Raw genomic sequence first — 20,797 nt, 5'->3', positions numbered from 1 at the left:
CGCTACCTGTGACCTGCAATCTTAGAAGTCAGCGTTACCTACCGTACGAGGATGAGGAATAACGTCACGAATGTTATCCACACCGGTGAGGTACATAACAAGGCGCTCAAAGCCAAGGCCAAAACCAGAGTGTGTGCAAGAACCGTAACGACGAAGATCCAAGTAATACTTATAGTCGTCGGGGTTCATGCCAAGCTCAACAATGCGCTTCTCCAAAAGCTCAAGACGATCTTCTCGCTGTGAGCCACCAATAATCTCACCAATACCTGGAACAAGGCAGTCAGCTGCGGCAACAGTCTTGCCATCATCGTTAAGGCGCATGTAGAAAGCCTTGATTTCTGCTGGGTAATCAGTAACAAAGATTGGCTTTCCAAAGTGCTGCTCGGTGAGGTAGCGCTCGTGCTCAGTCTGAAGGTCAATGCCCCACTCAACGGGATACTCAAACTTCTGACCAGCCTTTACTGCCTCCTGCAGAATCTCAATTGCCTCGGTGTAAGAAACGCGAGAGAACTGAGAAGTTGCAACGTGGTTCAGGCGCTCAAGCAGGCCCTTATCCACAAACTTGTTAAGCATCTCAAGCTCATCTGGGCAATGCTCAAGTACGTATGCAATAACGTAGCGCAGCATCTCTTCTGCAACATCCATGTCCTGTGCAAGATCACAGAAAGCCATCTCTGGCTCAATCATCCAGAACTCTGCAGCGTGGCGACGCGTGTTTGAGTTCTCTGCGCGGAACGTTGGACCAAAGGTGTACACGTCACCAAAGGCCATAGCAAAGTTCTCTGCCTGAAGCTGGCCAGAAACGGTGAGGTGAGAAGACTGACCAAAGAAATCCTTTGAGTAGTCAACATCACCCTTCTCGGTACGTGGAACGTTGTTCAAATCAAGCGTAGTCACGCGGAACATCTCGCCTGCACCCTCAGCATCAGATGCAGTGATGATTGGGGTGTTCACGTAGACAAAGCCACGATCCTGGAAGAACTGGTGGATAGCAAAAGCAGCCACAGAACGGATACGGAAGACGGCACGGAACATGTTGGTACGAGGACGAAGGTGCTGCTGCGTACGAAGGTACTCAAGAGACTGACGCTTCTTCTGCATTGGATAATCAGGGCTGGATGGTCCCTCAATCACAATGGTCTGTGCCTGCAGCTCAATAGGCTGTGGGCGATCAGGAGTAAGCTCAAGGACGCCCTCAATAATCAGAGCAGCGCCAACACCACAGGAAGCAACCTCCTCGTAATTGCCAAGGTTCTCACGATTCATAACAACCTGTAGGTCTTTGAAGCAGCTACCGTCATTAAGTGTGACGAAGCCAAAATTCTTCATATCCCTTACTGAACGTACCCAGCCGGCCACGGTAACTTTTTGGCCACCAAGTTGCTCTGCATCTGCGTACAATGCAGAAATCGTGATGCGCTCCACGGGCATACCCTCCTTGTAACTCACTCTGCAGGCTTTTCCTGCGCTCTGCAGGACTATCCTGCGAGACGAACAAATATCTATTTAGAATACCGCATAACCACATGGCAAACGTTCACTTTTATATATCTGGCGGTATTTACGCTAATCTCACACAGCGAAGTCAAAGCGCGCCATAAAACACCTATCCGCAATTCGGCTAAACTAGTGCAGTAGAACTTGCCTACAAAGTGCCGCCGCGTTAAAAGGCCTGCTAAAGGAGAAACCATGGAAGACTACAAGCGCGAATTTATTGAGTTTATGGTCCAGAGCAACGTACTTAAATTTGGCGATTTTACGCTTAAGAGTGGTCGCAAATCTCCTTTCTTCATGAACGCAGGCGCCTATGTCACCGGTGAGCAGCTCCATAAGCTGGGACTTTACTACGCTCGTGCCATTCACGACAACTTTGGCCTGGATTTTGACGTAGTCTTTGGTCCTGCTTACAAGGGCATTCCCCTTTCTGTTATCACTGCAATGGGCATCAATGAGCTCTACGGTAAGCAGGTTCAGTATTGCTCCAACAGAAAAGAAGCAAAAGATCACGGCGCCGACGCCGGCATGCTTCTAGGAGCAGAGCTCAAAGACGGCCAGAGAGTAGTTATGGTTGAAGATGTCACCACTTCTGGCAAGTCTATTGAAGAGACCTATCCTCTGATTACCTCTATTGCAAACATCCAGGTAGTTGGCCTGATTGTCTCGCTCAACCGCATGGAAGTTGGCAAGGGCGGCAAAGTTGCAGCACTCCAGGAAGTCTCCGAGCGTTGGGGTATGCCAACTGCAGCCATTGTCTCCATGGATGAGGTTACCGAGGCCCTCTATAACAAAGAGGTTGACGGTAAGGTTATTATCGACGACACCTTGAAGGCCTCCATTGATGCCTACTACCAGCAGTATGGCGTTAAATAAGGCGAGAAAAACCTCTGCGTAGAAACCTGACTTATGACTCTAACTCAACTTAAATACGTTCTTGCTATTGCTAAGGCAGGCACTATTAACGCCGCAGCTAAACAGCTTTTTATCTCGCAGCCTACTCTAAGTAGCGCAGTCAAAGAGCTTGAGGCCGAGCTGGGAATCTCCCTTTTTAACAGAACCAGCAAGGGCGTTGAGCCTACCGCAGATGGCGAGGAGTTTTTGAGTTACGCCAGGCAAGTTGTCATGCAGACGGACCTCATTGAAGAGCGCTATCTGGGCACCGCTCCCGCCAAACAGCGCTTCTGCGTTTCTTGCCAGCACTATTCCTTTGCCGTTGAGGCCTTTGTCAACCTGATTAAAGAGCACGGCGGCTCAAAGTACGACTTCCGTATCAGAGAGACGCAGACGTACGAGATTATTGAAGACGTCTCCAAGCTGAGAAGTGAAGTAGGCGTCCTTTACCTCAACTCGTTCAACGAGCGCGTTATTAGAAAAACGCTGCAGGACCAGGGCTTGGTTTTCTCACCATTGTTTAAATGCAAGCCAAGCGTCTTTGTGGGAAAAGATAACCCGCTGGCAAAGCGCTCCTCGGTAACACTCAACGATCTTGCCCCCTACCCTCGCCTTTCGTACGAGCAGGGCGAGCACAATGCGTTTTATTTCTCCGAGGAGCTTCTGGCAACGCTTGATCGCGATAAGGACATCATGGTCCGAGACCGCGCCACTATCTTCAACCTGATTATTGGCTTGAACGGTTACACCATCAGCACCGGCCTTATTAACGAGGAGCTCAACGGACCAAACATTGTTGCAATTCCTCTAGCTGTTGATGATTACATGGAAGTTGGCTACGTTACACACGACGAGAAGAGCCTCTCGCCCTTTGGCGAGCTCTACATTGACGCGCTCAAGCGCTGCTGCCAAGCAGTTACGTGGGTGTAAGGTTTTATAACTATCATTCCACATGGACACTTAGCGCAATAACGTGCGTTTATTTATGTTTAATTAAAAAGAGCATGGAGCCCCGACTTACGTGGTGGATTTGCCAAAGTTAATTAGGACTTACTATGGTATCTCATGATTTTAGAGACCTTAACTTGAAAATGCACAAGCTCCCAAAAGGAGCTTGTGCATTACTTCAATTCTGGATATTCCTTTACTACTAATTAAATACAATATATTTTTCTATGTTTATCCTTTTCACGATATTCCTCAACTATTATAAAGATCAATTGATACTACAAATATAAGCCCTTTTCTACACTTTCCTTAACCAACTCTTCCGTCAGTTTCCATAATTCTTCAGATTCATCTTTTATAAATTTTTTCTTTTCTAATACCATGTCCGCACTTACATTATCAGGATTGTAATTTACTTCTGACACTTCTAAATGATTTATTAATGGTACCAATGCGTCTATTACTCTTGCATATCTCGCTTCAAAACTCTGCCCTGTTTCAAATTCCAACCAGGCATTTTTCATATTTAAATATTTTTCTTCTGGAAGAATGCTCATTGTTTTATTAATCGATTCAAGTTCTCTATCATGAGAGTGAACTTTATTTTTATCATCAAAAACCCAAGTATCACCAGCATAAATCTCACCTAAATCATGAATCAGTAACATAGTAATTACCTTTTCTATATTTAACTTTTCAGGATAAAATTCTTGAAGAACCATCGAAGCTATCGCGCACTGCCAAGAATGTTCGGCACTATTTTCAAATCTTCCATCAAGGGTTCTGTTAAATCTTGTTACTGACTTTAATTTCTCTATTTCTTTAATAAAATCAACTGTACTATTCAAACTATTCATTGATACTGTAACCTCTCTAATATTTATTTACCACTAAATTTTTCGATTATTGTATTTAAACTTTTATCTGTAAGCAAACAAAAAATAGTCCATCTTTTTCTCCAACTGGGGCAATTTTAACAATCTGGCTTGTAGGCGTAATTATAAATGGCACCACCGTATTCTTAAGAATATTTAACTTCTTTTTCATTACCTATTTCTTTAGCATCTTTTAAGCCAATGAAATTCTTCTTAGTTTTTAGTATTCTTCTCTTTCATTAAAACTAGATTCTGTTGAAGTTACTATAGTTTGAATGTAAAAAAGCATCAAAGCCTAAATTATTGGCTAAAATCTTTACCTGATCCATAAATTCGTCCTCCGAGAATACCAAGGGATATTCAATACGAATAACTGAAATTGCCCTAACCACATATGACGGTTACCTGGAAAAACATGGTATTACACCACAACAACCCAATACTCATGGCAATCAAACAAGTGTGATAGATGTCACTATAGAAGTTAAAAATGATAGAGAAGAGACTGAGCCTGTAGGAGGAATAGATTTTCTCGCCACGATTTTAATTCCACAAGCCAACAACACCTACTACATTTGCGATTTAGGAAATGAAAACTCCCTTTGGCCGCTTTAGTTGCACTTGTAGGCCTAAATTCAAACGCTATCATTCAACATAGGCACTTAACTCAATAATACAAATTAATTCATATTTAATTAAAAATATCCAAGTCAAACATCTCAATATATAGATATTTAGTTTTATTAAATAAGGTTCAAAAATAACGAAATTACTTTAACCGATAAAAATATACCGCTCACAGAATTAATAAACTGCTTTGCATTTCAAGACTTATGATGATGACAAGTTAAGGTCTAATCATGGGGGTTGGCCAAACTTAAAAACTAAGGAGGCGTTTATGAATCGCCCAAAGGTTTTAAAGCTATTTACAGTCTTGTCTATTTTTCTTTGTATTCTAGCAGTCCAGAATGTTGCTTATGCTAACTGCAATAATTACAATGATACAGCTTATTATTACACTTTTTCCGGAAGCAACACTCAAGGAACACGAGGTCGCACAAAGGATACTAACTCAATGAGTTATATTAGAGTTGATCGCATTGATCCCAGTAGCGTTCGTTTTTACATTGATGGTTCCTATAGTCTGTGGAGCGGATATGTAAATAAAACGAGGAATGACCACGCAACTATTAGTCACAAAGGTCACTTTAATATCCACAACTATGTTTATGAAGCCGGTATGCGCTACGCCAGAATGACAGCTTGGGGCAATGACGGAAACGGCGTTGTAAGTGGAGCATGGAGCCCCGACTCACGTGGTGGATTTACCGAAGTTAATTAGGATTTGCTATGGTATCTCATGATTTTAGAAACTTTAACTTGAAAAAGCACAAGCTCCCGAAAGGAGCTTGTGCTTTGGGATTGTTGATTACTTGTATCGTCATTACAGGACTTTTTTATTTTTATGGTCTCGCCCAAAAACAGGCGCAGCAAGAACTTTTTGCGCAGCAAGTGGCGCAAAGACAAAATGAGGCCTCGGAAACTTATAAAATTGGCGATACTGTACAACTAACTGGACTTGATCAAGAAGGAGGTAATCCAGCTGAGACTCCTTTTGGGGCTTATTTACCATGGATTGGTACAATAGAGGTAACGGTAACAGACGTAACCCTTTATCATTCTATAGACGAAGCAGGATTTACCTCTGAAGCACTTAACCATTCGTCAGCACCGGAAAATGCAAATAGCTTGTATCTAGTCTATACGCTTCATTTTAAAAACATAGATGCTGTTCAAAAACGCACCCCAAACGGGATGAGCTCTATATTACTTTCTAGCTACTCAATTAATGCCGAAGGACACGATATTTTCATGTCCCAAATCACACCTGAAAATGCCCGAATTAGCAGTTCGGAAGTGGAAAAAGAAAAAGGATATTTTTGGATTAATGCAGGAGATGAATGTGACGTCAAACTTGCCTTTGTACTATCTCCAGAAGAGATGAGAGATATTACTTCTATTCATCTGGCAGATATGGGAGGAATTTATTCAAACGCAAAGTTAGTTGATATACAGTCTGCATTAAAAAGTGATAAGTAGGTGTTTGCTATGAATTCATTGTTCAAGTCTGAATTTAAGCGACAACTTACCCATAACCCATTATTTTGGATATGTATTGCAATTGGCGCCTGTCTTGCACTACTTGCTGCTTGGATTGAAATTCAAATTGAATTTAATACCTTAGAAGCAACTCTTCAACAGGGAAATCATCTTTCCTATAACACTTTGCTTTCTGTCATTTCTGCTTATACTGCTTGGATTCCCACACGAATCGGAGATTTTTACAGTGGACTGTACTATCTCTTATGGCCGCTCTTAGCTACCATCCCAACTGCTTGGATACTAAGCAACGATTCAAAAGAAGGAGTGCTTGAACAGCAATGTCTTAGAATTAAAAAAGCTAGTGTTATCAGGATAAAACTATATGTAAGCTTTGTTTCTGGAGGTATTTGCTCTGCCTTACCTCTTGTCCTTAATTTTTTAGCTGTAATTTGTTTCTTACCGTTATCTACGCCAAAAATTTACGATGAGATATATACCGCAGTCCCAATGAACTCTTTATTCTCAGGACTCTTTTATAACTCTCCTCTTGCTTATGTCATTACTCTATCCGTATTAGCCTTCATAATTGGAGGGCTGTTTTCCTGTGTTGTTTCTCTTTTCGCAAGTTTATCTAAAACCAAATTCCAAGCAATTTTTGTTTCTTATTTTCTGCTGCATCTATTAGCGTTCCTAGGCTCACAATTTTCTGCAATCCTCTTCTCTGCTCAATTAAGAGAAGTGGGACAAAATTCTTTTATTAAGTTGAATTTCTTTCAGTTGATAAGTTCTGAATATGCTTCAACAAAACTTGGATTCTATTGCTTCTGTTTTGTTTTGCTATTACTGGTTATCTTCATTTCTTACAAAAAGACTTGTAGAAGTGATCTGCTATGAAACATCAAATTTCAAGGAACTTCACTCAGCTTTTTGATGTGCATAAAAATCTTCTAGTAGCGCTTTTTGCGATGTTGCTATCTTGTACTGCGTTTATTTCTTCTTTTGCACAATTCAGCTTAATTACACAAGGAGGATATTCATTTTCTTTAGGTGATTTGATTATCGCAACATTTTTCGGATCTGCCCACACGTTCTCTATAGAGTGGACCGCACTCTGCATCTCTTTTCTTCTTATAGTCATTATTTCAAGCTCAGACAAGAATGAACATTTTTCTATTCAACGCATAATGAGATTTGAGAAGAAAACTAGATTTTGGATTTATAGCTATATAAATATAAGCGTATCTTGTCTCGTTTTGATTGCCGTCTATATAATGACATACGTTGTTTTACTTATTTGTACAGGCAACAGCCTTACTATTGCTACACTAAATGTAAATATCTTCATTAACCATACCGTTCAAGTTGCTACAAATTTTTCGCTCACAGCCTCAGAAGTATTAGTCCTTCTCGGCATTTATTATCTTGGCCTCTTGTTCTTTTACTCTTTTTACAAAGTAATGGAACTCTATGCTCACAATTCACTAGCTATATTACTAAGCGTATCGCTGCTAGTTTTAGGAGAGTTCTTTCCTGAACTTCCATTCCCCTCTACATTAATGACTTTTTCGAGACTTCTTCCTTTTAATCCAGAAGGATATAGCCCTGTATATACAACTTTATATTTTCTTGTTGGAATCATTTGCTTAAACATTTTTGGCCTCATTGGAACTAAAAATATAGAGTTTGGCGGTCATTATGAGAAACTCTAAAGTAATTCCATTTGGTCCTTTTATCTATTCATTACGTGGTCCATTTTGTATCTGTACCATCTTAATGATACTTATCGTTGCTACATCTCTTGTAGTGTTCAATCGTTCAGCAACAAGTAATCCAACATTTGCAGATAACGTATCAAGTCTATTTGCTGGAATGCCACAGATATTGCAAAGCATTTCTTCAAATGCTGCTATGCCAAAAATTAAAATTCCTTTTGCCTGGTTAATACTTGTTTTACTTCCCCATCTAATGTGTTTTCTGGCAGTCTCCAGGTCACTAAGAAAAGATATGTATCTTGTTATGTCCTCCTCAAAGAGCTTCTATCCTATTCTTCTAACAGTAAGTTGTGTGACAGCAACTGGGCTTTATTGGATAATAGCGGGAGTTGTAATCCTTTTATTTACACTGCTTCACGGTGGAGAAATTCTATCAACTACGACATTAAGCTTAGAAATTCTCGAAGGTTTTGACGCCTCAACATTACCTGCAAATACGGTAAGTATTGTCCCATTGATGGGATCTCTATTCATTACTTCACTATCTCTTATAACGCTTCAATGTTCAGCAGGATTATTTATTAAAGAATGGCCTCCTCTCTTTTTAATAATTTCCTGGATAGTCTCCTCGATTTTCAAATTACATCCGCTCCTTATTGGTAACTACATGATGTTTTCTCGAAGTTCTCTCTATATTGATTCAACTAGCAGGGAGATTGTTGAAGGCAACCTCTGTGCAGGAGTCAATCCGCTCTGCACGTTAGTTTTTTGTATTGGCTCACTAGGTATTTTTCTTTATCTGTCTCTTTCACGCTTTAAGAACATTGATCAGTTTGGCGGTGAGTAAACATGTCGTACATTTCAGTTGAGCATCTAACAAAAGAAATCGGAAACGATACTGTTCTCAAGGATGTCACATTATCCTTGGAAAAGAGAGCGATAATTGGTCTCGAGGGCCAAAACGGCTCTGGTAAAACAATGCTTATGCGAGCGGTCTGTGGTCTCATTAAGCCTACCCAAGGATATGTTTCTATTGAAAACAAAAAGCTCTGGGATGATATAGATTTCCCACCAAGTGTTGGTCTGCTTCTAGAAAAACCAGCACTTCTCAGCTCATATAGCGGTCGTAAGAACCTAGAGATTCTCTCGTCAATAAAACAAATTGCGTCTGAGCAAGATATTGATGTCGCAATTGAAAAAGTAGGACTTGATCCTAAAGACAAAAGACCTGTTAGAAAATACTCCCTTGGCATGAAGCAACGCTTAGGAATTGCCATGGCATTTTTTGAACAACCGGATTTAATTATTCTTGATGAGCCAACAAATGCTCTTGATGAAGACGGTGTCCATATGCTCACGGAGCTCATTGTTGAACAAAGAGATAGAGGCGCAACACTTCTCGTATCAAGTCATGATGCTGAGTTCTTAGAGATTGTCTGCGATGTAATTTACAAAATGAAGCTCGGTAAAATTATCGAGAAGATCGACGTGCAAAGACGTGCATCATGAAACTAAAAAGCAAACTACCATTATTCGCAATTGCCATAAGCTTTGTACTGGTTTGTGCTCTTGGCTACAGAGTTTGGTGGGTAAATACCCATGCACTAACTATCCCCGAAGAGATTTATCAAATGGGAGAATGGGTCCCCCTTGACGGAAATTTTCATTATTCGTCTTCTGAGAATACAGAGGGATATTCAATACGAATAACTGAAATTGCCCTAACCACATATGACGGCTACCTGGAAAAACATGGTATTACACCACAACAACCTAATGCTCATGGCAATCAAACAAGTGTGATAGATGTCACTATAGAAATTAAAAATGATAGAGAAGAGACTGAGCCTGTAGGAGGAATAGATTTTCTCGGCACGATTTTAATTCCACAAGCCAACAACACCTATTACATTTGCGATTTAGGAAATGAAAATTCCCTTTGGCCGCTTGTCCAGCCAAATATAACCACTTCGCGAATTGCCATCAAACCGCATACCTCGTATGTTTTTCATGTGCCTTATGTAGTAAATCTCACAGGAGAGGAAATCTATAGAAATCCGATTACTGATACGACGTTTGATTTGCTTGTTTCTCGTCTACCTGTAGAAAAACGAATTCGAGTGTCTCTATAGCAATTCTTACCATTCCAGCAACAGGTTTCACCACCCCCACTACAGATTGTGCCACCCCCCCACTACGGATTGTGCCACCCCTCCCACTACGGATGAATGGATTGTTAGCTGTCTCCCAGTTTGCGCTAAAATAATACCTTACGTTTTTGAAGCGCAATGGGAGGCATCATGGGTCTTAAGTATGAAACCGCACAATATGAGGCATCATACGGGGCAATTTCACAACTTCCTTCTCCAGAGACCCCAGAGGTGGCTTTTGTGGGCCGCTCAAACGTGGGAAAGTCTTCCCTCTTAAATAAACTTATTGGCAGAAAACAGCTCGCACGAGTTTCAAGTGTCCCAGGTAAAACCGCTAATATCAACTTCTTTGACGTTGATGGCGTCAAATTTGTAGACTTGCCCGGCTACGGATTTGCACGAGTTTCTCGCCAAGAAAAACAGCGCTGGGCAGACCTCATCGGTGGTTACTTTGAGCAAGAACGCAGCTTTAACCTGGTTATTAGCCTTGTTGACATCAGGCATGAAGCTCAAAAGCTTGACCTGCAGATGATTAGCTTTCTTCAAGAGGCTGAGCTGCCCTTTGTAGTTGCGTTTACCAAGGCAGATAAGATTGCACGCGGCAAGCAAAATCAAGCCGCGGCCGCCCTGCGCAAGGCATTCCACATCACCCCTGAACAGGCCATTATTACTTCATCCGAGACCGGCCTGGGCATTGACGAGTTGCGCCGCCGCATCGAAGACGCAACTATCTAGGAGCATCATGGATCCAATCCACCAGCAAGAGCAAGAGCACCTCTCCCACGTATACCAAAAACTTGTTGAGATTCGTGAGGATTTGGACACAACGCTCAACACCACGCAAAAAGATGCAGCTAGAGACCTTCGTCAGATGAGTGAAGAAATCCGCCCGGACTTTGGCGGAGCGGACGAAACCATCGAGACCCTTGCGGCCATTGAGACGCTCAACAGCGTTATTGATACCTACAACCAGTACCACGATTTTACTGTCGAGAAACTCGGTCGAGTTGAAATCCTTTTGAGGCAGCCTTACTTTGCTAAGGTCACGCTCAAAATGCGACCCGGACGTCCTTCTCGCGATGTATACATTGGTGCGGCAGGCATCACCGACAAAGACCGTACGCCGCTTATTGTTGATTGGCGCAGCCCCGTTGCCGAGACGTATTACAACCAAGAGATGGGAACTACGTCGTACCAGGTAGACGGCAAGAAAAGAACGGTTGAACTGGAACTTAGACGACAGTTTGACATCACGCGCGACAAGCTGAACCTCTACTTTGACACAACGGTTGCCATTGAAGACTCTCTGCTGCTTGCCGCGCTAAAGCGTCAGCACACCGAGAAGCTGCAGGCCATCACCGCAACTATCCAGCGCGAACAAAACGTTGTTGTCAGGCACGAGGATGTGCCGGTTCTGCTGGTCAACGGCATTGCAGGCTCGGGCAAAACGTCCGTTTTGCTGCAGCGTATTGCGTACCTTCTGTACCAGCAGCGCACTACGCTCACCGCAGACCAGGTGTACCTGTTCACTCCTAACGAGATGTTTGGTCGCTACATCAACACAGTTTTGCCTAGCATGGGCGAGCACAATCCACAGGTATTTACCTGGGATTCTTTCCTCAAGGCATTAGGCCTAGCCGACCACGCATCGGGCGCCCATAACAACCCCGATTCTCTGAAGAAACTTGAAGAGCAACTTGCCACACTTGAGCTCTACGAGGACGACTTCAAGGCCATTTCTGTTGAGGGAACCACGCTTATTAAGCCAGCTCAGGTGGCTAGTTCTGTGGCAAAGTTCTCGCAATTCCCTGTTGGCCCGCGCCTCATTGCACTTGCCAAAGACGAGCTCCACACCCGCCTAGAGCGCAGACTTGGCCAGATGGCTCACAACGACGAAATCCAGGAAGAGATGCTCTCCCTTGACGTTGAGCAGCAGCTTGAGGTCTTTGGTCGCACCATCAGCCCTTCCGACGAGGAAGAAGTTCTGGCGCGCACCCGCGAGTTCCTCAACTGGCGTTTTGCCTCTGCGCACGAGGTCATCGAGTCCGCTTCCTGGCTGCGCATCGACCGCATTGGCATGCGCATGCTCAACGCCTCTGCTCTAAGCGGCGCCGAATGTGTTTACCTGCGTCTTCTTATCACAGGCGCTGGCGAGAAAAACGTCAAGTTTGTCATGATCGATGAGGTCCAAGACTACACCGAAACGCAGCTTATGGTGCTTGGAAAGTACTTCTCGCGAGCGCACTTCCTACTTTTGGGTGACTCTAACCAGGCAATTTGGGAAGATACCGCAACGTTTGAGCAGATTGAGAAGATCTTTACCGCAACGCACGGCGAGGGCGCAGTTTCTACCTGTAAGCTTCTGACCAGCTACCGCTCCTCTCCCGAGATTACTGCGCTCTTTACCTCGCTTTTGAGCGAAGAAGAGCGTGGCCAGACAAGCTCCGTTCAACGCGGCGGCAAAAAACCTGAGTTCTTTGAGGTGGTCGCTGACAACAAAGATACTGAGCGCGCCGAGTACCTGCAAACTATGAAGTCCCTTATTGAGCAGGCACAAGAGTTTGACGGACTGACCGCCATTGTGTGTACCGAGAAGCCTCGTGTTCGCTGGCTGACCAAACAGCTGGAAGGGCTTTTTGCGGCGGACGCCGACGGTGCAGTGCAGACCAACGGTGCGGCACAGGTCGAGTCACGCGACGGGGTCAAGGTGCTCACCAGCCACGATTCTCTCCCCGCGAAGGGCGTTGTTCTTCTCGACCTTGCTCTGGCAAAGGGTCTTGAGTTTGATCAGGTCATTGTTGCCGATGCACAAGAGGAAGTGTATAAAGCAGACGGAATTTCTCGCCGTAGGCTCTATACCGCCCTTTCTCGCGCGATGCATCACGTGATGGTGGTCTCTCAGGGAAAGATGACTTCGCTGCTCAGCAAATTGCTTTAAAAAAAGCAATTTCTACCTGCGATTTTTTTGAAATTTACTGATTGAAGACGGCTAGTTCGGGTAAATGCTTGTCATCGATAACATTTACCGTTGGAGGTTAGTATGTCCGAAGAATTGATTCCTGGTGTCATGAAGAACATCGACGCAAAGACCGTAGTAACCCTCAAAGATCAGGTTGCATGCCTTTCTGGCCAGGTCATCAGCAAGACTCTTGCGCAAAACGATGCCGTTAGCGTTACCCTTTTTGGCTTTGGCGCAGGTGAAGAGATTGCAAGCCATCGCGCGGGCGGCGACGCATTTGTCACCATTCTTGAGGGACGCGCAAACATCACCATCGATGACGATGTCTACACCCTTGAAGCTGGCCAGTCTATTGTGATGCCACTTGGTCATCCACATGCACTCCAGGCTCCAGAAGAGTTCAAGATGCTGCTGGTTGTTGTGTATCCTCAGAAATAATTTATATATTTACCTAACAATTCCGCAGAATTCTGCATAATTCCGCAGGTATTTTCTCTTTGGCCAGGTGGACAGCGCGTCTGCCTGGTCAAATACTATCTCTTCCTGGTCAAATACTAGCTACTTCTGGCCTAATACTCTGTGTAATTACAATACACACCACATAACAGAATGGGTATACTATTTATGTCTGTGCAATCAGCAAAATGTTAAACCTAAAGAAAGGTGAGCTATGAGCCAGATTTTTGATGTTCACGCACGTGAGGTTCTCGATTCCCGTGGCAATCCAACCGTTGAGGTTGAGGTTGTTCTTGACGACGGTTCCTTTGGTCGTGCAATCGTTCCTTCCGGCGCTTCTACCGGTGAGTTCGAGGCTGTAGAGCTTCGCGACGGCGACAAGAGCCGTTACCTGGGCAAGGGCGTTCTGAAGGCAGTCGAGCACGTCAACACCGAGATCCGTGACCTCGTTATTGGTTGGGACGCAGAGGATCAGCGTGGTCTTGACCTCGCTATGATCAAGCTTGACGGTACTCCAAACAAGGGTCGCCTTGGCGCAAACGCTATTCTCGGCGTTTCTCTTGCTGTCGCTCACGCTGCAGCTGCTTCTGCTGAGCTTCCACTTTACGCTTACCTCGGTGGCGCAAACGCTCACACTCTTCCTGTTCCTATGATGAACGTCCTCAACGGCGGCGTCCATGCTGACAACAACGTTGACTTCCAGGAGTTCATGATTATGCCTGTTGGTGCCCCTGACTTCACCACCGCTCTTCGCTGGTGCGCACAGGTTTACCACACCCTCAAGGACACTCTGAAGTCCCAGGGTCTCAACACCGGTGTTGGTGACGAGGGCGGCTTTGCTCCAGACCTTAAGTCCAACGAGGAGCCACTTGAGCTTCTTTCCGAGGCTGTTCAGGCTGCTGGCTTTGAGCTTGGCAAGGACTTCCGCTTTGCTATGGACCCAGCTTCTTCTGAGTTCTACAACAAGGAGACCGGCAAGTATGACCTCAAGGGCGAGGGTCGCTCCCTTACCTCCGAGGAAATGGTTGCTTACTACGAGGAAATGGTCGAGAAGTTCCCAATCGTCTCCATCGAGGACGGTCTTGCAGAGGAGGACTGGGACGGTTGGAAGGTCCTTACCCAGCGTCTGGGCAAGAAGATCCAGCTCGTCGGCGACGACCTCTTTGTTACCAACACTCAGCGCCTGAAGAAGGGCATTGAGGTTCACGCTGGTAACTCCATCCTCATCAAGGTCAACCAGATTGGTACCCTGACCGAGTCCCTCGAGGCTATCGAGATGGCTAAGCGTGCAGGTTACACCGCAGTTGTCTCCCACCGTTCCGGCGAGACCGAGGACACCACCATTGCCGACCTCGTTGTTGCAACCAACGCTGGTCAGATCAAGACTGGTGCACCTGCTCGTACCGAGCGTGTTGCTAAGTATAACCAGCTTCTCCGCATCGAGGACGATCTCGCTGAGGGTGCTGAGTACCTGGGCATGGACGCTTTCTACAACCTTCGCTAAACTCGCAGGTTGTGGGCTAGACGGCGCACGTCCGGCCCGACCGAGCTGCAACGCCGTTTAGGCAGCTAGAAGTTATGAAGCCGCATCTCATTTGAGGTGCGGCTTTTTTGTGCGCTGGTGCGGCGCGGGCCCGGGTGCGAGTGTGGGTCTGAGAACGGCTGCGTGACCTGCGGGTTTCTCGCCACGTCCGATGTTTCTAGCAGGTGCATGAGTTCCGTAGGCGCACCCGCGCCTAGTTTGAAACGCCCGAACACACCTATGTCGGATAATCTGCTGAAAATGCGTATACATTTCGTGCAAAACGCTTATCTCATGCAGAATATCGTTATTAGATGTGTTTTTTATCCTTGATTTTGCAGATTATCCGACATAGATGTGTTTGCTTAACTCTGAAATTTAGGGTAATTAAATCTTTGATATATCTTCATTCATAATTATGTATATCAGATAGAAATTATGCATAATAGTGAATTGAGCGTACGTGATTAAATTCAAATTCTATAACCAAAGCTGCTCCACGATGTATTTGGGCTATTGAGTCTGGTTTTATCTGCAGTTTTTTGAGGATGTTCCGTCAGTCGATATAACGGCACCGCAGCATCCCACCGCGGTTATACTTGATATGTCAACTCTCAAGAATCCGAGGCGCCATGAACACCACATCAGAGCATGTAATACGCACAATCCTGGTTGGACAGTCGGGCGGGCCGACTGCAGCCATCAATGCATCGCTTGCGGGTGTTATTCGCGCAGCTCACGCCCAGGGCCTCCGAGTGCTCGGGATGCGCAACGGAATCCAGGGATTTCTTGAGGGCGGCGTCGTTGATCTGGTGGAAGCACTTGAACTTACAGCGTCTGAATCCGGATCGTCCAACCACGCATCCACAAATCCTGGCGAGAAGAACCTCCAGCTCCTAAGGAAAACGCCATCAAGCTGGCTGGGTAGCTGCCGCTTTAAGCTGCCGGAGCTTGCTGACAACTCAGAATCCGCAGCCATCTCCCCTATCTACCAGCAGATTGATGCGCAGCTCAAGAAATACCAGGTAGACGCCGTGCTATACATCGGCGGCAACGATTCCATGGACACCACGCACAAGCTGTCTCGATACTTTGCCCAGGTGGAAAGCCATGTTCGCGTTGTAGGTGTGCCAAAAACCATCGACAACGACCTCGAGGGCACCGATCACACCCCCGGCTTTGGTAGCGCGGCGCGATTCGTTGCGTCCGTAACCGCCGAGCTCACCCGCGACGGCGGCGTCTACAACAGCAAAAACGTCACGTTTATCGAAGCCATGGGTCGCGACGCAGGCTGGCTCACGGCGGCTGGTGCACTGGCGCAAGATATTTGCGGAACCGCCCCAGATTTTGTCCTTCTACCCGAGATTCCGCTTGATGAACACGCACTACTTTCTGCCATTGAACAGCGACTTCGCGAGAAAAACAACGTGATTGTAGTTGTCAGCGAGGGCGTCCATCACGCGGATGGTAGTTTCCTTTTTGATGCAAAGTCCGTCTCAATTGACACGTTTGGTCACCTCGCGGCACAGTCCGGAACGGCTCAATACTTGTCGCAGCTAGCCAAGGATCAGCTAGGCGTAAAGTCTCGCGGCATTGAGCTCAATACACTGCAGCGCTGCGCTTCGCATGCTGCTAGCAGGGTTGACTTGGACGAGGCTGAGGCGCTGGGCTCCGCAGGAATTAAAGCTGTTCTCCAAGGTAAAACAGGTATTATGGTTGGCGTTCAGCGAACTTCAGATACGCCTTATGCTACGAAAATTCGCACGACCCCTGTTGCCGACGTTGCTAACAAGGTAAAGCTTGTGCCTCGAGAAATGATCTCCAAGGACGGTTTCAACGTTACCGACTCCGCCCTGACCTACCTGCGTCCTCTTGTTGCGGGCATGGAGGAGCCGATTTCTACCGACGGACTTCCCCGTTTTCTTGCGGAGTTATCGTAGGGATTCGTTGCGGGCGCGATAGTACCGTGCGGACGCGACAGCGCCGCGCGGACGCGCGCGATTCGTTGCGGACGCGTGCGATTCGTTGCGGACGCGACAGTGCCGCGCGGACGCGTGCGACCCGTTGCGGATGGGTGTGAGCCGCGGCTCGCTACTCCCCGAGGAACCTTACCTCAGGGTGAAGCTCGACATCAAACTGACGCTTGACCTCGGCTTGAACGTGTTCAATAACTGCGTGGACCTCGGTGGCAGTGGCGTTATCGTAGTTGACCACAAAGCCAGCATGCTTATCGGAAACACCAGCGCCACCAAAGCGATAACCCTTAAGACCAGCGTCGGTAACAAGCTTGCCTACAAAGTGACCCTCAGGACGCTTGAAAGTTGAACCAGCGGAAGGCAGCTCAAGAGGCTGCTTTTCCTCGCGAGCGCGCGTGAATTCTTCCATCTTTTCACGGATCTTCTCGCCATCTGCGCGATGAAGATTGAACGTGGCAGAAAGCACAATCATGCCCTCATCAGCGATTCTGCTGTGACGATAACCCAGGTCAAGCTCGGAAGCGTCCAGCGTAGCAAAGGTGCCGTCGGCGAGAAGGACGCGGACGGATTTGAGCACGTCAGCGATGCAACCGTCGTAAGCGCCTGCGTTCATGAAACATGCGCCGCCCACAGAACCTGGGATGCCGCACGCAAACTCGAGCCCAGAAAGGTCCAGTTCACAGGCCATCTCGGAGGCTTCTTTGAGGCCAACGCCGGCCTGGCAGGTCATCTCGGTGTCGTCGATGCTTACGCTGGTCAGGCCATCAGCGACGGCAATGATGACGCCGCGATATCCTGCATCAGAAACAAGCAGGTCAGAGCCATAACCGAGAATAAAATAAGGAGCTTCTGCGTCTTTAACCGCAAGGAGAGCCTCTTTAACCTCATCAGGGTCATCAGGGATGACATAGAGATCCGCAGGTCCACCCACTTTAAAAGTGGTGTGCTCGCTCATTGGCTCGTCTACCAGGACGTTCTCTTCTCCAACAATCGAGCAAAGCTTTCCGGCCAGGCTTTGTAAGTCATAGCCACTTTCAGACATGTAACACGCTCCTTAGTAAGTTACTTTTTATAGTTTATCGCAAGCGAGAAAAACGTGGCGTTGGGGCGAGAAAATCACGTCATTAGGCCGAGAAAATCATGATTCTGAAACGATAAAACAGTTTCTTTTGCAATTCTGTCAAAGAAATGTCCATCCCGTTTTACGTGTTATCAGCTGTTAACTCTGCTATAGTACTTATCGATATGTTTCAGAAATGGTTGCAATTACCTACTGGTGGTAAGGTGGCCGAGCTTCAGGGTTTATAACAGCCCAGCTCAAAGAGCCATCAAGTCCGCGACCCGCAAAGGCGGTTAACCTGGTTAAAGTCCAGGACCAACGGTACAGTCCGGATGTCAGAAACGGAGACTTTTATGGCTTCATCCCACTCAACCCACGCAACAACCGCATCTTCTAACGGCTGGTCCACCAAGAGAATCGCTATTCTCGCCATGCTTTGTGCAGCTGCTGCAATCAGCACCATGGTACTTCAGTTCCCGCTTATTCCAGGCGTGACGTTTTTGAAGTACGATCCATCGGGCGTCTTTGCCCTGCTCGCAGGCGTAGCTTTTGGCCCTGCCGCGGGCGCGATTGTCTCGGTGCTTCCCTACCTCCTGCACCTCACCACGGAGTCCGGAATTTACGGCACTATCATGGCAATTCTGGCAACGCTTAGCTACGTTTTGCCTGTCTCGCTGATTGTGTATAACCGTTCCGAGAATATCAAACAGCTGGTAATTGCCCTCATTGTGGGCAGCGTTATCAGTGTTGTTGCCTGCATTCTTGGCAACCTTGTAGTTACGCCAATCTACACCGGCATGAGTGTAGAAGCAGTAAGCGGACTAATTGTTCCAGCACTTCTCCCCTTTAACGTGGTGAAGGTTGCTATTAACAGCATCATCTTTGTTGTTATCATGCGCTCAGCTACCTCACTCTTTGAGAGCATCAAAGACGGTGAGTAATCTGGGCAACAATTCCCCTGATTTATACACGTCTGAAAGCACCGCACAAACTCAGGACCTGCCTGTAGCTGCGACGCTTTTGGACGTGACCTTTGTGCACGCAAAAGGCGTGGTTGCCTTAGACCACGTCTCGTTCTCTATTCCCGCAGGTAAACGTACCTGTATTGTTGGCGCAAACGGTTCGGGCAAGTCTACCGTTGCTTCAATTCTTTCTGGCCTTACAGCGCCTGACAAGGGAACTGTTACCTTTCTGGGAACCACCGTTGTCAATGACGGCCAAGTTGACTTTGAAGCGTATAAGACCATTCGTCCGCAGCTTGGCCTGGTCTTTCAGAATCCTGAGGATCAGATTATTTGCAGCGTTGTCGCAGACGATATTGCCTTTGGTCTGGAGAACCTTCAGGTGCCCAGTGATCAGATAACACCGCTGGTAGAACAGCAGATTACCCTTGGAACTCTCACCAAGTTTGCTTCCGAAAATCCGCAGATGCTCTCGGGCGGTCAGCAGCAACGCGTGGCAATCTCGGGCGCGCTGGTCATGAAGCCGCAAATCCTGATTCTTGACGAACCTTCCGCAGCTCTTGACGTTGTTCATAGAAATAACGTTATGGGGCTTGTCGAGAAACTCCGTGCAGCTGGAAAGACTATCGTTCATGTGACGCATTTCATGGACGAAGTGGTTTCTGCTGACCACGTTATTGCCTTAGACGACGGTCGCGTTGCGTTTGAGGGAACACCTGAAGCCCTCTTTGAGCAGCACGAGCTAGTTGAATGCCTGCATCTTGAAGAGCCGTTTGCCTATCAGGTGGCGCATGCGCTCAACAACCGTGGAGTTGTCGTGTGCAAATCCCCTTCGGCTGAGCGCGTGCTCAGCGAGCTGACGGGGCTTCTCGCCACAGAATCGCGAGGCGAGAAAGGCGGCGTGGCTGAAAGCTGCGAAGCGATGGCCGCGGGTTGTGACGGCGTGGCTACAGCCGACAGCGTGTCCGAACCAGCAGCGGTTTCTGTGCGCGACGTGACGTTCTCGTACCAGAAACCCGTGCTCAAAAACATCTCGGTTGACGTGCAAAAAGGCTCGCATGTTGCCGTGATTGGCTCCACTGGTTCAGGAAAATCTACCCTGGCGCGCTTGATTTGCGCACTTGATACGCCTGACGCCGGTAGCCTCTGTGTAACTGGTTTGGATACTCGACAGAAGCAAAATCGCAGAAAACTTCACGGCATTGTTGGCTACGTTATGCAGCGACCGGAGCGCCAACTTTTTGCGCAAACGGTTGCAGAAGACGTGGCATTTGGCCCCACTAACCTGGGTCTTTCTACCTGCGATGTCGCAAGTGCTGTGGATGCTGCTCTGGGACTTGTGGGCCTTTCTCGTAAGGCAGACGCATCCCCTTTTGAGCTTTCTGGTGGTCAGCAGAGACTGTGCGCACTTGCAGGCGTTATTGCCATGCATCCAAAAGTACTTGTGCTCGATGAGCCTACCAGCGGACTTGATCCTTACTATTGCTCTGAGCTCAGAAAAATTATCAATGCCGTTCTTGAGGACGGCTGCACCGTTATTGAGCTCACACACTCGATGGAGGATGCGGCAGAAACTGACCAGATTATCGTGCTTCATGAGGGTGACCTGGTTTTCTCAGGCTCGCCGCAACAAACATTTACTCATTTCTCAGAGGCAGAATTCCAGGAGCTTGGACTGGGCATTCC

The 20,797-nt window shown here is 46.7% G+C and carries 20 protein-coding genes and 1 riboswitch; of the genes, 16 read left to right on the top strand and 4 right to left on the bottom strand.

Features of this window, described 5'->3' with window-relative positions; translation table 11 throughout:
* Window positions 1-21: 21 nt before the first annotated feature.
* Complete coding sequence (gene asnS / locus RWJ96_RS02750; RefSeq protein ID WP_314018817.1) at window positions 22-1,425, bottom strand: asparagine--tRNA ligase; 1,404 nt, start codon at window positions 1,423-1,425, stop codon at window positions 22-24.
* Between the two features lie 264 nt (window positions 1,426-1,689).
* On the opposite strand from asnS, the gene pyrE reads away from it, so the two are divergent.
* Window positions 1,690-2,370 carry an orotate phosphoribosyltransferase gene (gene pyrE, locus RWJ96_RS02745; protein ID WP_314018816.1) on the top strand — a complete coding sequence of 227 codons (681 nt, stop codon included), beginning with the start codon at window positions 1,690-1,692 and terminating at the stop codon, window positions 2,368-2,370.
* 33 nt (window positions 2,371-2,403) lie between these two features.
* Window positions 2,404-3,318 carry a LysR family transcriptional regulator gene (locus tag RWJ96_RS02740; RefSeq protein WP_035432825.1) on the top strand — a complete coding sequence of 305 codons (915 nt, stop codon included), beginning with the start codon at window positions 2,404-2,406 and terminating at the stop codon, window positions 3,316-3,318.
* A 296-nt stretch (window positions 3,319-3,614) separates the two neighbouring features.
* On the opposite strand, the gene RWJ96_RS02735 is transcribed toward RWJ96_RS02740, so the two are convergent.
* Together RWJ96_RS02735 and RWJ96_RS02730 are read right to left on the bottom strand one after the other, a co-directional pair.
* Window positions 3,615-4,193 carry an HD domain-containing protein gene (locus tag RWJ96_RS02735; RefSeq protein WP_314018815.1) on the bottom strand — a complete coding sequence of 193 codons (579 nt, stop codon included), beginning with the start codon at window positions 4,191-4,193 and terminating at the stop codon, window positions 3,615-3,617.
* A 55-nt stretch (window positions 4,194-4,248) separates the two neighbouring features.
* Window positions 4,249-4,383: a hypothetical protein gene (locus RWJ96_RS02730; RefSeq protein WP_314018814.1), complete on the bottom strand. Its 135-nt coding sequence runs from the start codon at window positions 4,381-4,383 to the stop codon at window positions 4,249-4,251.
* 726 nt (window positions 4,384-5,109) lie between these two features.
* Between RWJ96_RS02730 and RWJ96_RS02725 the strand changes: the two genes are divergently transcribed.
* The 12 genes from RWJ96_RS02725 (at window position 5,110) to RWJ96_RS02670 (ending at window position 17,053) form a co-directional block, all read left to right on the top strand.
* Window positions 5,110-5,553, top strand: coding sequence for a hypothetical protein (locus RWJ96_RS02725; RefSeq protein ID WP_314018813.1), 444 nt, complete (start codon window positions 5,110-5,112; stop codon window positions 5,551-5,553).
* 8 nt (window positions 5,554-5,561) lie between these two features.
* Complete coding sequence (locus RWJ96_RS02720) at window positions 5,562-6,311, top strand: hypothetical protein (RefSeq protein ID WP_314018812.1); 750 nt, start codon at window positions 5,562-5,564, stop codon at window positions 6,309-6,311.
* 9 nt (window positions 6,312-6,320) lie between these two features.
* A complete protein-coding gene (locus tag RWJ96_RS02715) occupies window positions 6,321-7,208 on the top strand; it encodes a hypothetical protein (RefSeq protein ID WP_035432819.1) in 888 nt (295 codons plus the stop codon).
* The gene (locus RWJ96_RS02710) at window positions 7,205-8,023 is read left to right on the top strand and encodes a hypothetical protein (protein ID WP_314018811.1); all 819 of its coding nucleotides are present in this window, start codon (window positions 7,205-7,207) and stop codon (window positions 8,021-8,023) included. Before RWJ96_RS02715 ends, RWJ96_RS02710 begins: the two co-directional genes overlap by 4 nt.
* Window positions 8,010-8,873 (top strand): hypothetical protein, encoded by an 864-nt coding sequence (locus tag RWJ96_RS02705; protein ID WP_314018810.1) that lies wholly within the window; start codon window positions 8,010-8,012, stop codon window positions 8,871-8,873. Before RWJ96_RS02710 ends, RWJ96_RS02705 begins: the two co-directional genes overlap by 14 nt.
* A gap of 2 nt (window positions 8,874-8,875) precedes the next feature.
* A complete protein-coding gene (locus RWJ96_RS02700) occupies window positions 8,876-9,535 on the top strand; it encodes an ATP-binding cassette domain-containing protein (RefSeq protein WP_314018809.1) in 660 nt (219 codons plus the stop codon).
* The gene (locus RWJ96_RS02695; protein ID WP_314018808.1) at window positions 9,532-10,158 is read left to right on the top strand and encodes a DUF5028 domain-containing protein; all 627 of its coding nucleotides are present in this window, start codon (window positions 9,532-9,534) and stop codon (window positions 10,156-10,158) included. Before RWJ96_RS02700 ends, RWJ96_RS02695 begins: the two co-directional genes overlap by 4 nt.
* Before the next feature lie 168 nt (window positions 10,159-10,326).
* Window positions 10,327-10,911, top strand: a complete 585-nt coding sequence (yihA, locus tag RWJ96_RS02690) for a ribosome biogenesis GTP-binding protein YihA/YsxC (protein ID WP_311396976.1) — start codon at window positions 10,327-10,329, stop codon at window positions 10,909-10,911.
* 7 nt (window positions 10,912-10,918) lie between these two features.
* Window positions 10,919-13,114, top strand: a complete 2,196-nt coding sequence (locus RWJ96_RS02685; RefSeq protein ID WP_314018807.1) for a UvrD-helicase domain-containing protein — start codon at window positions 10,919-10,921, stop codon at window positions 13,112-13,114.
* 102 nt (window positions 13,115-13,216) lie between these two features.
* On the top strand, window positions 13,217-13,573 hold the full coding sequence (locus tag RWJ96_RS02680; protein WP_314018806.1) for a cupin domain-containing protein: 357 nt from the start codon (window positions 13,217-13,219) through the stop codon (window positions 13,571-13,573).
* A 232-nt stretch (window positions 13,574-13,805) separates the two neighbouring features.
* Window positions 13,806-15,095 (top strand): phosphopyruvate hydratase, encoded by a 1,290-nt coding sequence (eno, locus tag RWJ96_RS02675; RefSeq protein ID WP_314018805.1) that lies wholly within the window; start codon window positions 13,806-13,808, stop codon window positions 15,093-15,095.
* 650 nt (window positions 15,096-15,745) lie between these two features.
* On the top strand, window positions 15,746-17,053 hold the full coding sequence (locus RWJ96_RS02670) for a 6-phosphofructokinase (protein ID WP_314018804.1): 1,308 nt from the start codon (window positions 15,746-15,748) through the stop codon (window positions 17,051-17,053).
* Between the two features lie 151 nt (window positions 17,054-17,204).
* Here the strand turns inward: RWJ96_RS02670 and murB are convergent, their stop codons facing one another.
* On the bottom strand, window positions 17,205-18,131 hold the full coding sequence (gene murB, locus RWJ96_RS02665) for a UDP-N-acetylmuramate dehydrogenase (RefSeq protein WP_314018803.1): 927 nt from the start codon (window positions 18,129-18,131) through the stop codon (window positions 17,205-17,207).
* 200 nt (window positions 18,132-18,331) lie between these two features.
* Window positions 18,332-18,497, top strand: a riboswitch (FMN riboswitch).
* A 5-nt stretch (window positions 18,498-18,502) separates the two neighbouring features.
* Here murB and RWJ96_RS02660 point away from each other — a divergent pair.
* Together RWJ96_RS02660 and RWJ96_RS02655 are read left to right on the top strand one after the other, a co-directional pair.
* A complete protein-coding gene (locus RWJ96_RS02660) occupies window positions 18,503-19,090 on the top strand; it encodes an ECF transporter S component (protein WP_314018802.1) in 588 nt (195 codons plus the stop codon).
* Window positions 19,083-20,797, top strand: a 1,715-nt coding sequence (locus tag RWJ96_RS02655) for an energy-coupling factor transporter ATPase (RefSeq protein WP_314018801.1), incomplete at its 3' end; no start/stop codon positions are given. The genes RWJ96_RS02660 and RWJ96_RS02655, both read left to right, overlap by 8 nt.

The sequence above is a fragment of the Lancefieldella parvula genome (assembly GCF_963547875.1).
Classification (GTDB): Bacteria; Actinomycetota; Coriobacteriia; order Coriobacteriales; family Atopobiaceae; genus Lancefieldella; species Lancefieldella parvula_D.
Note: the sequence above shows the minus strand (reverse complement) of the source record. Positions and strands in the feature narration are given on the sequence as shown.

Excerpts from the sequence above, each read along its gene's own strand:
- pyrE (WP_314018816.1), top strand. The coding sequence starts at position 1,690 with ATGGAAGACTACAAGCGCGAATTTATTGAGTTTATGGTCCAGAGCAAC.
- RWJ96_RS02740 (WP_035432825.1), top strand. The coding sequence starts at position 2,404 with ATGACTCTAACTCAACTTAAATACGTTCTTGCTATTGCTAAGGCAGGC.
- RWJ96_RS02735 (WP_314018815.1), bottom strand. The coding sequence starts at position 4,193 with ATGAATAGTTTGAATAGTACAGTTGATTTTATTAAAGAAATAGAGAAA.
- RWJ96_RS02730 (WP_314018814.1), bottom strand. The coding sequence starts at position 4,383 with ATGAAAAAGAAGTTAAATATTCTTAAGAATACGGTGGTGCCATTTATA.
- RWJ96_RS02725 (WP_314018813.1), top strand. The coding sequence starts at position 5,110 with ATGAATCGCCCAAAGGTTTTAAAGCTATTTACAGTCTTGTCTATTTTT.
- RWJ96_RS02720 (WP_314018812.1), top strand. The coding sequence starts at position 5,562 with ATGGTATCTCATGATTTTAGAAACTTTAACTTGAAAAAGCACAAGCTC.
- RWJ96_RS02715 (WP_035432819.1), top strand. The coding sequence starts at position 6,321 with ATGAATTCATTGTTCAAGTCTGAATTTAAGCGACAACTTACCCATAAC.
- RWJ96_RS02710 (WP_314018811.1), top strand. The coding sequence starts at position 7,205 with ATGAAACATCAAATTTCAAGGAACTTCACTCAGCTTTTTGATGTGCAT.
- RWJ96_RS02705 (WP_314018810.1), top strand. The coding sequence starts at position 8,010 with ATGAGAAACTCTAAAGTAATTCCATTTGGTCCTTTTATCTATTCATTA.
- RWJ96_RS02700 (WP_314018809.1), top strand. The coding sequence starts at position 8,876 with ATGTCGTACATTTCAGTTGAGCATCTAACAAAAGAAATCGGAAACGAT.
- RWJ96_RS02695 (WP_314018808.1), top strand. The coding sequence starts at position 9,532 with ATGAAACTAAAAAGCAAACTACCATTATTCGCAATTGCCATAAGCTTT.
- yihA (WP_311396976.1), top strand. The coding sequence starts at position 10,327 with ATGGGTCTTAAGTATGAAACCGCACAATATGAGGCATCATACGGGGCA.
- RWJ96_RS02685 (WP_314018807.1), top strand. The coding sequence starts at position 10,919 with ATGGATCCAATCCACCAGCAAGAGCAAGAGCACCTCTCCCACGTATAC.
- RWJ96_RS02680 (WP_314018806.1), top strand. The coding sequence starts at position 13,217 with ATGTCCGAAGAATTGATTCCTGGTGTCATGAAGAACATCGACGCAAAG.
- eno (WP_314018805.1), top strand. The coding sequence starts at position 13,806 with ATGAGCCAGATTTTTGATGTTCACGCACGTGAGGTTCTCGATTCCCGT.
- RWJ96_RS02670 (WP_314018804.1), top strand. The coding sequence starts at position 15,746 with ATGAACACCACATCAGAGCATGTAATACGCACAATCCTGGTTGGACAG.
- murB (WP_314018803.1), bottom strand. The coding sequence starts at position 18,131 with ATGTCTGAAAGTGGCTATGACTTACAAAGCCTGGCCGGAAAGCTTTGC.
- RWJ96_RS02660 (WP_314018802.1), top strand. The coding sequence starts at position 18,503 with ATGGCTTCATCCCACTCAACCCACGCAACAACCGCATCTTCTAACGGC.